Raw genomic sequence first — 13,584 nt, forward strand, 5'->3', positions numbered from 1 at the left:
GGCGGGCGGGCTGAAGCCCGCCCCTACGGGGGTTGATATCTGGAATGGCCGCGGGGAAGAGGATGCAAGGTTGACTTATATCTACCAAACTTGTTGATTATTTATCGCAAAACGATTGTGATACAATGCCCGCACGGTGCTTCGCCATTCGGGCAGCTTCGCGAAAGGAGCTGCTTATGGAACCACAGACGGTTACGGCCACGTGCGAAATCCTCTTAGTCATGATTGGCATCATCGGCCTTATGCTGGTGAGGAGGGAATGACGAACAGCTGAGATTGGAAAAGAGAAAACCCCGCGGAGTTTGCAGGCTTAGCGGGGTTTAATCACCAAACAATGCTGCCCGACAAGGCGGGGCATCGTTCGTTTCGCATTGTAGCACAGGCGCGACGATGGCTGCAACGCCGCCTTTGGCGGGTGCGGCGAAGCACTGCGCGCAGACAGATTGGGGCGAGGCATGGCAGATCGCGGGTCGCTTGAAGCGGCGCAGGAGATTCTGAGAACGCACTTCGGCTACGATCGGTTTCGGCCGGGCCAGGAGGCGGTCGTGCGCGCGGTGCTGGCGGGGCGCGATGCGTTGGCTGTGATGCCCACGGGTGCGGGTAAGTCCATTTGCTACCAGGTGCCGGCCGTGGTGCTGCCGGGTCTGACGGTGGTGGTGAGCCCGTTGGTGTCACTCATGGCCGACCAAGTGCGTTCGTTGAAAGAAGCGGGGGTGCGGGGTTCGTACCTGAACTCCACGCTGACGCCCGCTCAGCAGTCCGAGGTGTTGGCCCGGGCGCGAGCCGGCGCCTACGATGTGATGTACGTGGCTCCCGAGCGTCTGGCTGACCCGCGCTTCGTTCAGTTCGCCGCTGAGGCGGCCATTCCCTTCGTGGCGGTGGACGAGGCCCACTGCGTGTCCCAGTGGGGACAGGACTTCCGTCCTTCCTATTTGGCTGTCGGCGACTTCATCGCCGCGCTGCCCACCCGTCCTGTGGTGGCGGCTCTGACGGCGACGGCCACCGAGCGCGTGCGCGCCGACATTGTGCGGCTCCTCGGCCTGCGCGAGCCGGCCCTCACCGTGACCGGCTTCGACCGCCCGAACCTGCGCTTCGCGGTAGAGCGCTGCGAGGCCAGGCGGAAGACGGCGCGGCTGGATGCCTTCATCGATGAGCGTCAGGCAGAAAGCGGCATCGTGTACTGCGCCAAGCGCGCCACCGTGGAAGAGGTGTGCGACCATTTGCGCGAACGGGGCATTGCCGTCACGCGCTACCACGCGGGGCTGTCCGCAGCGGAACGCGAGCGCAACCAGCGTGCCTTTGTGGCCGATAACGCGCCGGTGATGGTGGCCACCAACGCTTTCGGCATGGGTATCGACAAGTCGAACGTGAGCTACGTGGTGCACTACAACATGCCCGGCTCGGTGGAGGCCTACTACCAGGAGGCGGGCCGTGCTGGCCGCGACGGCTCGCCGGCCGACTGCCTGCTTCTGTGGTGCGATGCCGACATCGCCACGGGCCGCTTCTTCATCGAGCAGGAGTCGTCCAACGAGGCGCTTACACCCGAGGAGGCCGAAGTGGTGCGCGCCGGTCGACGCCGCATGCTGGAGGCCATGGTGGGCTACTGCTATACCACCGACTGCCTGCGCCGCTACCTGTTGCGCTACTTCGGGGAAGGGGTGGGTACAACCGGCGCGCCCCAGGAGGTCACCCTCTCCGGTGGCGAGCGCTGTTGTTCGAATTGCGCGGGGGAGATGGAGGTGGTCGACGTGACGGCCGAGGCGCGGGCGGTCATGCGCTGCGTGCACGAGCTGCGCGGTCGCTTCGGCAAGACCGTGGTGGTGGACGTGCTGCGCGGCGCCGATACCGAGGCCATCCGCTCCCGGGGCCTTTCCCGGGCTGCGGCTTACGGCAGCTGCAAAGCCGCGCGTCCGCTGCTCATGGAAGTAGTGGAGCTGCTGGCCGCGGGCGACTACCTGACCATCACCGAGGGGAAGTACCCCGTGGTGTGCGCTGGCGGCCGCTATCGCGAGGCGGCGCGCGATGACTTCCGGCTGCTCATGAAGCGCCTGCCGGCGAAGACCGCCCGGGCTGCAGTGCCGAAAGCCACGGCGCCGGCGGAACTTTCCCCATCCGATCAGGCGCTGTTCGACCGTTTGCGCGATTTGCGCAAACGGCTGGCCGACGAGGCGGACGTGCCGCCCTATGTGGTGTTCCCCAACACGGCCCTGATGGCCATGGCTCGTCAGCGTCCGACTACCCGCACGGCGTTTCTGGAGGTGCCCGGCGTGGGCGAGAAGAAGCTGGCCTCTTACGGCGAGTCTTTCCTAGAGGAGATCGCTACATTTGTCGCCGAAGAAGAAGTGCCGTAGTGCGCTATGCGCGCGGATAGCCTCGGCAGCTTCCGATTCCCGGCGCCGTGCTCGCGCGCTTCCCCGTTACATCCTTGTTTCTGGGCGAATTGCGGCGCGTGCGGCTCATGATTCGCGGTAGCATGGTGCCATGCACGTTCGACCCTAAGGAGCACCATGACGAAAATTCAGATGACCACGCCGCTGGTGGAGATGGACGGCGACGAGATGACCCGCATCATCTGGCAGATGATCAAGGACGAGCTGATCTGCCCCTTCGTGGACCTCAAGACCGAGTACTACGATCTGGGCCTGGAGAATCGCAACGCCACCGATGACATGGTCACCATCGAGTCGGCCGAGGCCACTCAGCGTCTCGGTGTGGCCGTGAAGTGCGCCACCATCACGCCGAATGCCGCGCGCATGGACGAGTACGACCTGAAGGAGATGTGGAAGAGCCCCAACGGCACCATCCGCGCCATGCTGGACGGCACGGTGTTCCGCACCCCCATCATCGTGAAGGGCATCGAGCCCTGCGTGCGCAACTGGGTCAAGCCCATCACCATCGCCCGCCACGCCTACGGCGATGTGTACAAGAACACCGAGATTCGCGTGCCCGGCCCCGGCAAGGTGGAACTCGTCTACACCGGCGACGACGGCACCGAGATTCGCGATCTGGTGTTCCAGTTCGAAGGTCCCGGCGTGGCCCAGGGCATGCACAACCTGGACGCCTCCATCGCCAGCTTCGCCACTAGCTGCTTCGAGTACGCGCTCGACACCAAGCAGGATTTGTGGTTCGCCACCAAGGACACCATTTCCAAGAAGTACGACCACCGCTTCAAGGACGTCTTCCAGGAGATCTATGACGACCAGTACGCCGCCCGCTTCGAGGAGGCCGGTATCGAGTACTTCTACACGCTCATCGACGACGCCGTGGCCCGCGTCATGAAGGCCGACGGCGGCTTCATCTGGGCCTGCAAGAACTACGACGGCGACGTGATGAGCGACATGGTGTCGTCGGCCTTCGGCTCGCTGGCCATGATGACCTCGGTGCTCGTGAGCCCGGCGGGCGTCTACGAGTACGAGGCGGCGCATGGCACCGTGCAGCGCCACTACTACAAGCACCTGGAGGGGAAAGAGACCTCCACGAACTCCGTGGCCACCATCTTCGCCTGGTCGGGCGCTTTGCGCAAGCGCGGTGAGCTGGACGAGCTGCCCGAGCTTGCGGCCTTCGCCGACCGCCTGGAGAAGGCCACGATCGACACCATCGAGGCCGGCGAGATGACCGGCGACTTGGCTCGCATCACCACGCTCCCGAACCCTGTGACCCTTTCCACGGGCGACTTCATCAAAGCCATCGCGCGTCGCCTCGCTGCTTAGGGACGGGATGTTCTGCCTCCCGGGCCGGTTCCGGTCAAGAACGGGCCCGGTTTTTGCACGAGATCGCGACTTATGAGCGTCTGAGCGAGTCCGTTTGATTTCTCGAATGGGTCTCGAACGCTCGCGACCTGGTGTTTTGCGAAAGACAGGGCGCGGAATCGGTCGCTTTGCCTCTTCGAGACGCTTATAACTCGATATTTCGTGCAATTCGAGGCAGTTCGCTGACCGAGAAGTGGAAAGAGGCCTTGGGTTCCAGGTTTCGCGCAAAATAGGATGCTCCATCGGACGCGCACGCAGCCCTCCTGCCTTAAGATGGGAGGGCTGTTTTGCCGAAAGGATCACCGGTGCACCTCCTCTTCGAAGGTGCGCCGGCACAGGGAAGGGGAGCGTATGGGACGCATCGAGTTGGAAATTTACACGCCGCATTACGTGCCGACGGGCAACGAGGTGGCCGTCATCGACACTTCGAAGGGTGTGGTGCGCGTGCAGCTGTTCGGTCGCGAGACTCCGGTAACGGTGGGGAATTTCGTGGAGCTGGCCGCCAAGGGCTTCTACGACAACCTGAAGTTCCACGCGCGCAAGGAAGGCTCGGTGGTGCTGGGCGGCTGCCCGGTCACACGGTCGATGGGGCCGGCCCAGGTGCTGGCGGCCGTGAAGGGCGTCATCCGCGGCATGCATCCTGGCACGGGCGATGCGCGCTACACCATCATCGACGAGTGGGAGGGCAATCCGCTGAACAAGCACGAGCTGGGCAGCTTGTGCCTGGCTCATAAGTCGGCACCGAACTCGGGCAGCTGCCAGTTCTATTTCTCGCTGGGCACCCAGCCCGAATTCGACGATCAGTACACAGTGTTCGGTCGTACGATCGAGGGTATCGAAGTGGTCGAGAGCCTGGCCATCGGGGATGCCATCAGGGGCATCGTCATCGAGGGGGCCGACGAGGACGCGCTGGCTCGGGCCATCCAGCAGGAAACGCCCCGGCCGCCCACGCCGCGTGAGGCTATGGCCGAGCTGGAGCGCCAGCGCGCCGAACGCGAGGCGGCTGCATCGGCTGCCGCAGCCGAGACGGCGGAATAGCGGGTAAGCCCTTTTGCGGGGAATAATGCCGTAGGGGCGGCCTTCAGGCCGCCCGGAGCTGGCCAAGACCGAAGGGGACGCCCGGAATACACCCGTATGCGAAGCGGTCCCGGCGGGAATTGCTCCTGCCGGGACCGCTCGTTTGATCATGGTTTGCTTACGACATCCTACACGCCTTCGTGGTTCTCCACGAGGTCAATCAGTTCCTGCTGCTTGTGCACGTCCAGCTTGCGGTAGATGTTCTCGATATGGGTACGCGCCGTGCCCTGGGCGATGTGCAGGTCGCGGGCGATGATCGCCAGGGTGCGCCCGTAGGCCAGAAGCACAATGACCTCGCTCTCGCGCGGGGTAAGGCCGAAGTCGCGGGCCACGGCGGCGCAGTGTCGCTCGATGCGCCCTGGTTGGTCGGCGTCGCTCGTCTCGCCCTCGGCATCCCTCCGCTGATGCTCGGCGTTTGCCGCATCGGCATTCTCGCGCCGGCCTTCCCGCAGCGACTCGGACAGCTGGGCCACTGTTCCCTCGGGCAGCACCAGGAATGCAACCACCACCAGGCACAGGATGGCCGCCATGGCCACCACGGTGGCGTGCACCTCGCCGCTGATGACGAGCGCGTCCACGATATGGCTCGCGACGTTGCCCAGGGCCATGCCGCAGAACATGAAGGCCACGCCCAGCCCGAAGATGTACAGGGCGTTCTCGTTGCGCCGGCGGGCGGCGTCCACGAACAGCACCCAGGTGAGAATGTCGAAGAACTCGTAGCCCACGTTGATGATGAGCAGCGAAATGGCGGCATGGGAGTCGAACAGCAGCGCGATGGCCACGTAGCCGGCTACCATGATGGGCAGCGAGAGCCGATAGATGAACGTGGCGTTGAATCGGTCGCGCACCTTCGCCACGATGGCGAAGAACGCAATGCCCACGACTACGAGCGAGAACACCGGGCTGCCGCCCAAAAAGGCCAAGGGATCGGTGCCGGTGTTCAGAGTGTCGAACATACGGCAGAGCAGCGAGAAGGTCATGATGGAGAACATGAGCTTGCCCAAGCCCAGGGGCACGTTGCGCGCGGTGCGGCGACTTTCGGGGGCGGGCTGGCCCGCGACCTCGTTGGCATCGGCGCAGGGAACGGCTTCGGCCCCGTCACGCGGTGCCGGCTCCTGCGCGCGCCCGACGGCGCGCCCGAAAAGCTCGCCCATCGAATGCCCCGTGCGACCGGCGTGGAAGGCGAGCAGGGCGAAGGAGAGCAACGGCACCGCCACGAAGCCCATGAAGCTCGTCTGGCTTCCCGCCAGGGCCACGGCCACCGCCGTGACTACCGCCGCGGCCGGCGAGGCGAAGGCGGCGAACTGCACTGAGTGATGGGAGAACCGGTCGCCCCACAGCACCTGCAGGGGACCTGCCCCCAAGCCGCCGGTTGCGAATCCGCAGACCATCAGCAGGTTGTTATTCAGGTAGATGGCCAAGGGGATAAGCAGGCCGCTGGCCAGCAGCGCGAACGGGGTGACGCGGAACAGCGTCCGGCGCACGGGGGCGACGGCGGTGCCTCCCTTGCGGCAGAGCAGTGCCACTACCGCGGCGCATACCGCCCCGCAGGCCAAGTACACCCAGTGGGTGGGCATGGCGGCGGGAAGCACCAACGGCGCGCCCAAGCAGAACACGATCCATGCGCGGCAAAGGCCGAAGCCCAATACGATAATGAGGAAGTCGAGCACGAGCGTATCGCCGGCGGCGCCGAGGGGCGCAGGGGCGCCTGCTACCGCCGTCGGTTGCGGCGCCGGCTCGCTCGCGCTCTTGGGCGGTGCGGCAGCGGCCGCCGTTTCAGCGGCATCGCTCGCAGTTGCGGTGGCATGGTCGGGCATGCGCGTATTCAGTGGCACAGCTGATCCCCTCCCCCAAGGTGCGTGCTCTCAAGATCGGTATAGTAGCGTAACGGGCGTTCTATTGGCCTTCTATCATAGGCAAACGGGGCTTTTACGCCTATCGGATCGAGAATCGTAGAAGCTCTGACCAGGGGTTTCTCTGCGGGTCTACGAAAAAATATTTCTGAAATCCGACGGATGCTCAGATGTGCCCTTTGCCGCCGAACCGTAATCTAGGGAACCGTAAGAGCGGACGAGAGCCGCAAGGGGAGGGGCCCGGCGCCGGTGCGGCGGGCGGCCCTTGGAAGAGGCCCGGAGCGGAGAGGCTCCGGCGTTCCGCACGATCACAGGAGGAAGGAACATCATGAACAAGGATGCGAACCTCGGCGTTTCCCGCCGCTCGTTCCTGAAGGGCGCGGGTCTGGCCGCGGCCGCCATGGCGGGCACGGCGGCGCTGGCCGGCTGCTCCAACGAGGGCGGCGCCGGCGCGTTGGCCGACACCGGCGACTGGATGCCGGCCAACTGGGACTACGAGTGCGACCTGCTGGTCATCGGCTACGGCGGTGCGGGCATGTGGGCGTCGCTCATCGGCGCCGACGAGTGCGGCCAGGAAGTGCTGGTGCTGGAGAAGGCTCCCGAGCGCGGCGGCGGAAACAGCTCCATCAACAACGGCGAGTGGACCATCGTGGAGGAGTCCGAGAAGGAGCGCTTCAAGGACTACATCCGCGCCTTCACCAAGGGCAAGACGCCCGATGCCATGATCGAGGCCTGGGTTGAGGAGTGTGCCCGCAACACCGAGTACGCCGACAAGTACGGCATGACCTACGAAGTGGTGGAGCAGGCCCTGGCCGGCGCCATCCCCGAGTACTACTTCCTGGACGACAACGCCTACGAGGGCTCTTGCAAGCTGTCCTCCGTCGACGGCTTCGGCATGCTGTCCTTCCATGAGCTGGACGCGCAGCGCGAGGCCCTGGGCGTGCAGGTGCTGTTCGACTGCCATGACGAGCGCCTCATCCAGAACCCGGCCACCAAGGAGATCGTGGGCGCCTACACCATGATCGGCAACGAGGAGAAGACCGTGAAGGCGCGCAAGGGCGTCATCATGACCATCGGCGGCTTCGAGTTCAACGAGGAGCTGAAGAACCAGTACCTGAAGTGCTCGCCTTTCAAGTTCGAGGGCTGGCAGTACAACACCGGCGACGGCATCAAGATGGTGGAGGACGTGGGGGCCAAGCTGTGGCACATGGACATGGCCATTTCTATGTACTCCATGTGGACCCGCGATCCCGAGTACGACTTCTCCATTCTGTACTTCATGCCCGGCTTCAGCTACTTCAACGTGAATCGTCTGGGCCGCCGCTTCGTGAACGAGAACAACATGGGCTCGCCGCACAACGGCTGGCACACCCTGCTGTCCTTCGACGACGGCATCGCCGACTTCGACCGCATCCCGTCGTGGGGCATTTTCGACCAGAGCTGCTTCGACGCCGGCAAGCTGTCCACCAGCCAGGGCGACTTCTTCGAGTGCGGCAACTTCGCCAGCGACCTGCCGGATTCCATCCGCGCTTGGGACGGCTGGAGCCAGGACAACAAGGCCGAGCTGGAGCGCGGCTGGATTCTCACCGGCGCCACCATCGAGGAGCTGGGCCAGAAGATCAAGGAGTTCGACCCGCTGATGGACGTGGACGCCCTGAAGGCCACCTTCGATGAGTACCAGGGCTTCTGCGCCGCCAAGAAGGACGCGCGCTTCGACCGCTCCGAGGACACCCTGGTGCCGCTTGATGCCGGCCCCTACTACGCCGTGTCCATCTATCCCGGCTCCTGCTCCACTCTGGGCGGCCCCATGAAGAACGAGAACGCTCAGGTGCTCGATCCGGCCCAGAACCCCATCCCGCGTCTGTACGCGGCCGGCTGCTTCGGCAACTTCCAGAGCCACACCTACGGTATCACCGGCGGCAACAACGCCGAGAACCAGGTGTGGGGTCGCATCGCCGCCCGCCACGCCGCTGGCCTGGACGCTTGGGACGCCGAGTAGCCCGCAGGTGAAACACGCGGCTTGATGCCGATTCGGCAGGGTGCGGCGCTTCGTGCCCGTGCCCTGCCGGCGGCGCCCCGGCCTTATGCGAGGCCGTGTCCTCAACCGCGTCGAGAAGAGAGGAACGAAGTGATGGAACGCGAAACGTTCGCTATCAACCGTGGTCGCACCTTGGCGGCCGTTCTCGTTGCGGTGCTCGCGCTGGCGGCGCTGACGGCCGGTCTTATGGGCTGCGCGCCGCAGCAGAAGGCCGCCGATACGGGCTCGGGTTCGGGGGCGGCCGCCGAGGAGGCCGCCGACGACCCCATGGCGGGGCAGCCGGTGAACTGGACCATGGAGTCCGAGTGCGCCACCTGCCACACCTCCGAGGCCGAGTCGGCCGTTGATACGGCCTGCCCGCAGGGCGTGGCTCACGAGGCCGAGGGAATCACCTGCGTGCAGTGCCATACCGACGAGACGACGCTGTCCGGTGAGCATGCCGACGTGAAGTTCGGCGACAAGCCGGCCACCAAGGCCACGGTGGACACGGTGGATCCGGCCACGTGCATCAGCTGCCACGGCGATCTGGCCGAGGTGGCGGCGCTGACGGCGGAGTCCACGGCGCTGACCGACGACAAGGGCACCACAGTGAACCCGCATGAGCGTCCGGCCGGTGCCAAGCACGAGGAGTTCCCCGCCACGTGCACCGATTGCCACAACAACCATTCGAAGGATCTGCCGAAGGACGCCATGAAGTACTGCGCCCAGTGCCACCACCGCGGCGTGTTCGAGTGCGGCACGTGCCACGAGCTGCGCGACCGCGAAGTGGCCTAACGGCAACCCTCGCTTTTCCCGCGCCGGGGCGGCACCTCCCTCCCGCTTCCCCGGCATTATCGGCCCGACCGCCTCCCCCCCCCATCCCGCGGTCGGGCTTTTTGGTTGCTGCGCCGCGCCTGATGCGTGCATAGCAATGAGATGCCGTCGTTCGGTAACTGAACCCTCCCTTTTCTGCATGAGATCGCCGTATACGAGCGTCTCGAGTTGCTTGAAGGGACGTGCTTTGAAAAGGGTCTCGAATAACACCAGTTCAGAGTCTTATGATTTGCGACTTTCTTCTCGGGATCGCGCTGTATCTTCTTTCAGACGCTCATAATCGGCGATCTCGTGCAATTTCAGGACTGTTCGTTAACCGAGGCGCCAAAGCCGTGCCACTAGCTCGGAAGCGCGAAGCGCTTTTCTGCTCGATTCCCGCTCCGGCAGATCGAAGGCTTCCCGAGCCGAACTTCGTCGGTAGTCCGCGTGCTCTTCGCTGAACCGAACATTGGCGTTCGCGTCGATGTCGGCACAAAAGACATGTTCGGGGATTTCTGGAACAAAATCGCCCCGCTGATAGCAGCCTGCCACCCCAAGAACGGGGGCCATGGAAACTGATTGAAGGGCGGCCAGTTTCTCTGTGGCTATGCCTGTCTTCTCCAAGGTTTCCCTCGCTGTCGCCTCGCGGGGCGACCCGTCGTTCTTGCCACCTCCGGCGATGCCCTGCCAAACTCCCGTGCCGGAACGCTTCGGCGCCAGGTACTCGGTTTGCCCGGCGTCGAGTCTTCTCAAAAGAACGAGCACTTGAAACGGCGTGCGGCTCACGGGGCAACCATTCCGCGTTTCACGAGGCAGTTCGGCCAGAGCTCTCTCGTCCGCTCTTCTCGGGCGACTTCGGTGACTCTGGTTTCACCAAGGGAGAGCGCCGGGGCTTTTCCAAGGCGGAGTTAAAGCGATCCTCGTTCATGAAGGTGAATCATCGTCCATTTCTGATCCCCTCGAAGCCGCCGAGTTTGAACGGTGCGTAGAAGACGCCGTTTGGCTTAATCGCTCGAGCAGCACGCGAGAACACCTCGGGGGAGTTCGGTGCTTGGCGCATTTGCGGAAGAGAGAGGTTGCGACTTTGGAAGCGAAAGACGGCCGGTCGCTAAAGAGAGGGAGATCAGGTGTCGCTTGTGTTTGAGGCGGGCGGCGGGAAGTGCCTGTGGTGATACGCCCTCAGCTCATGGCGAAGCTGCAGGTGGCGGCTATGGAAAGTTGCGGGACGCACGGGGGCTCTGCCTCTCGTTTTGCGTGAGAGCGCATCGGCTATCTCGATGAATTCGGAAACGCTGTCGATCTGCGATGACGTGACCGTCACGACGTCGAAGCCGTCGGCGAGAAGAGCGTCGCGCCGCCGGGAGTCGCGCGCTCGCTGGTGCCGCTCTGCATGATACGCGAGCCCGTCGTACTCTGCCGCGACACGTGCTTGCGGCCACAGCAGATCGCACACCGCTCGGTTGCTCCGTGCGATGCGGGCCGCTTCTTCTGAGAGCGCAACCGGTTCATTGGCGAGTGCTGGCGGCAGGCCCAGGCCACCGCGGCGCATCGGCGTCAGGAGCAGTACGTTCATTTCCGTCTCTTTCACGGAGGCAGACTTCGCGCAGATGAACGGGATGACCGAGCGCGCTCTCTTCAGGCCCCTGATGCGCTCGGTGCGGTTGATGAATACAGCGAGTCGGCCTGGCGTTGTGAGTTGGGCCCTCACGAGGGTGCTCGGCTGGTCTGAACCCAGGGGGTAGCATCCGCAAAGCTCGTAACCTAAGGCGATGAGCCCGCCTGCGGGGAGGGTTTCAGCCATCTGGACGAGTACGAGCTCGGGGGAGCATACGGCGATGTCGGGAGCGATTTCGAGAAGGGCTCCGCGTGGTAGCGATACGGCGAGTTGATGGAAGCAGACGCGCTTCGTGCGATGGCGTCCCTCTTTGGGTTGAGCGAGGACGTGGAGCGGACGCTCGGCGGTGGCGCCAGCCCATAGCTCGTCGAGTATTCGCTTCAGACTGGGCTTTTTCACGCTCGTGATTGCCGTGCGCACGGCGCTTTCGGTGTCCGCTGCGCGGGAAAGCGAGCTGAGGCCTTTTAGGTGGGACGAGGGGAAGTGTTTCACGTCGCGAAGGCGCAGGTCGTGAAAAGAGCGCAAAGTCAGAGGGTGGTTGCGCGACCATGTCCTGAGGAGGTCCAAAGCGGTTGTGTGGCTAAAAATCAACTTCATGCTTTTCAAGATATCAGGCTTCGATTGCTGCCGATGGTGAGCGCTGCAAATCTATTTAACCGTCATTCATGACCCAAAAGGTATTCTTTGAGTCTCTTGGTGGTGCGCATACTGAGCTGCGGACGAGTCGCCTCGCCTTCTCGGCGTGTTCCAGCTTGCGGCCAATGCTGTTGCTCGCGGGAGCGATAGCGCACGAGGTCTCTTCCTGAAGCAATGGCACACACTAGAAAGCGCCCGGCGACGAGATCGACCAACGATGATTTCGCCGGGATGCGCGGGGTGGCGGGGCCGGTTGGCGTGGGTTCCTCTTGAGGGCATCTAACGGCAGGGCCGGTCGGCGAAGATGTCTTATTCTGCACGAGATCGCCCGCTATGAGCGTCTAGGGGGCATGGAAGGATGCATCCTGAAGCACCCTTCGTAAAACACCAGGTCAGATCGCTATGTGAAAGGCGACTCTATTGCATGTGGCCGATGGCCCCGCCCTCAGACGCTCATAGCGGGCGATCTCGTGCAGAAAGAGGGGGTTTCGCTGACCGAGCATGCGGCGCCGTTTGCAGCCTCTGGTCTTCCAGACTGGTTGCGCGTGTTCTGTGGTTGGGAAATTGTGCTCGATTTTGGCAAAAGCGTGTCTCATCAGGAAAGGTCGCAAGCCCGTCCGACTAGTCCATCCTGCAAGTCACTTGGCTGCTCTGTCCTGCAAGTCCGCCAACTACTTCGCGAGCGCCTGGGGAAGCACCTCGGGGTTCACGCAGTTCTCCGGCGCGCGGCCCAGCACTACATCGATGGCGTTCTGAGTGCAGCGGCACCGCAGCTCGGCGGCCGATTCCTCCGACCAGTAGGCCGCATGCGAGGTGAGCACCGTGCGGGGCGCGTGCATGATGGGGGCGTTAGGCGAGACGGGCTCGTGCTCGAACACGTCGATGCCGGCGCCCCACAACTTGCCCGCACGCAAGGCGGCGGCCACGGCGTCGTTGTCGATGACCGCGCCGCGCGAGGTGTTCACCACGATGGCGTCGTCCTTCATGAGCTGGATGTTCTCGGCGTTCAGCAAGTGGCGGGTGGCCGGTACGAGCGCCGTGTGGAAGCTGACCACGTCCGACTCCTTCAGCAGATCCTCGAAGGCGACGTAGGGGAATCCCTCGGGCGTGAAGCGGCCGGGCGTGCCTTCGTGATCCCATACGACCACCTTGAAGCCGAGCCCGCGCGCCTTGCGCGCCGCCGCGCGCCCGATGTGCCCGTAGCCCGCCACGCCGAAGGTGCGTCCGCGCACTTGGCCCAGGGGCTGGCGGCGGTGGAAGTCCCATACCCCTGCGCGCATGTCGGCGTCGATCTCGTTTACGCGTCGCAGGCAAGCGAGCGCAAGGGCGATGGCGTGATCGCTCACCACCTCGGTGCCGTAGCCTACCACGTTGCACACGGCGCATTTGTCGGCTGTGGCGGCGGCCACGTCGATATTGTCCACGCCGGTGCCGGTCTTCGCCACCACCTTCAGCTGGGGCAGCGCCTGGAACACCTCGGCCGTGAAGCTCCCGTAGGAGGTGATGGCCCCGTCGGCCCCGCGCAGGTGCTCGATAATCTCGCCGGGAGTGCGGGCACCCTTGTCGTTGTAACTGAGGAAGCGGATACCGGCCGCTTCTACCATCTTGCGCTCGAAGTCGCAGTCGTCGAAGTCGAAGTCTGCCATCACGATCGTTGCCATACGTTCCTCCCATCCAGTTGTTCTGCTGAGGTCATTGTAGGCAATGGGCTGTTCCGCGCTCGCCAGGGCGTCGGGCCGGTCGGCAAGCTGTTATCGAAGAGGCCGAGTTTCGGAAGGGTTCGGGAGGGGCGTCGGTCGCCGCGGTGTATAGAGGGCCCCCCGT

The 13,584-nt window shown here is 64.1% G+C and carries 9 protein-coding genes; 5 read left to right on the plus strand and 4 right to left on the minus strand.

Going from position 1 to position 13,584, the window contains the following annotated elements; genetic code table 11:
* Positions 1 to 455: 455 nt before the first annotated feature.
* The 3 genes from recQ to VIN30_RS10275 all read left to right on the plus strand — a co-directional run bounded on the left by recQ (position 456) and on the right by VIN30_RS10275 (position 4,787).
* Positions 456 to 2,351, plus strand: a complete 1,896-nt coding sequence (gene recQ / locus VIN30_RS10265) for a DNA helicase RecQ (RefSeq protein WP_338211356.1) — start codon at positions 456 to 458, stop codon at positions 2,349 to 2,351.
* Between the two features lie 156 nt (positions 2,352 to 2,507).
* Positions 2,508 to 3,710, plus strand: a complete 1,203-nt coding sequence (locus tag VIN30_RS10270; protein WP_338211359.1) for an NADP-dependent isocitrate dehydrogenase — start codon at positions 2,508 to 2,510, stop codon at positions 3,708 to 3,710.
* A 390-nt stretch (positions 3,711 to 4,100) separates the two neighbouring features.
* Positions 4,101 to 4,787: a peptidylprolyl isomerase gene (locus VIN30_RS10275; RefSeq protein WP_338211361.1), complete on the plus strand. Its 687-nt coding sequence runs from the start codon at positions 4,101 to 4,103 to the stop codon at positions 4,785 to 4,787.
* A 167-nt stretch (positions 4,788 to 4,954) separates the two neighbouring features.
* Here the strand turns inward: VIN30_RS10275 and VIN30_RS10280 are convergent, their stop codons facing one another.
* Complete coding sequence (locus VIN30_RS10280; RefSeq protein WP_338211363.1) at positions 4,955 to 6,661, minus strand: LuxR C-terminal-related transcriptional regulator; 1,707 nt, start codon at positions 6,659 to 6,661, stop codon at positions 4,955 to 4,957.
* A 346-nt stretch (positions 6,662 to 7,007) separates the two neighbouring features.
* On the opposite strand from VIN30_RS10280, the gene VIN30_RS10285 reads away from it, so the two are divergent.
* Both VIN30_RS10285 and VIN30_RS10290 read left to right on the plus strand, forming a co-directional pair.
* Positions 7,008 to 8,678 (plus strand): FAD-dependent oxidoreductase, encoded by a 1,671-nt coding sequence (locus tag VIN30_RS10285; protein ID WP_338211365.1) that lies wholly within the window; start codon positions 7,008 to 7,010, stop codon positions 8,676 to 8,678.
* 132 nt (positions 8,679 to 8,810) lie between these two features.
* Positions 8,811 to 9,491: a cytochrome c3 family protein gene (locus tag VIN30_RS10290; protein WP_338211367.1), complete on the plus strand. Its 681-nt coding sequence runs from the start codon at positions 8,811 to 8,813 to the stop codon at positions 9,489 to 9,491.
* 351 nt (positions 9,492 to 9,842) lie between these two features.
* Here the strand turns inward: VIN30_RS10290 and VIN30_RS10295 are convergent, their stop codons facing one another.
* The 3 genes from VIN30_RS10295 to VIN30_RS10305 form a co-directional block, all read right to left on the minus strand.
* On the minus strand, positions 9,843 to 10,295 hold the full coding sequence (locus VIN30_RS10295) for an NUDIX domain-containing protein (RefSeq protein ID WP_338211369.1): 453 nt from the start codon (positions 10,293 to 10,295) through the stop codon (positions 9,843 to 9,845).
* Positions 10,296 to 10,632: 337 nt separating this feature from the next.
* Positions 10,633 to 11,721: a hypothetical protein gene (locus VIN30_RS10300; RefSeq protein WP_338211371.1), complete on the minus strand. Its 1,089-nt coding sequence runs from the start codon at positions 11,719 to 11,721 to the stop codon at positions 10,633 to 10,635.
* 710 nt (positions 11,722 to 12,431) lie between these two features.
* The gene (locus VIN30_RS10305; RefSeq protein ID WP_326424391.1) at positions 12,432 to 13,421 is read right to left on the minus strand and encodes a C-terminal binding protein; all 990 of its coding nucleotides are present in this window, start codon (positions 13,419 to 13,421) and stop codon (positions 12,432 to 12,434) included.
* Between the last annotated feature and the right edge of the window lie 163 nt (positions 13,422 to 13,584).

Source organism: Adlercreutzia wanghongyangiae, from assembly GCF_035989245.1.
GTDB lineage: Bacteria > Actinomycetota > Coriobacteriia > Coriobacteriales > Eggerthellaceae > Adlercreutzia > Adlercreutzia wanghongyangiae.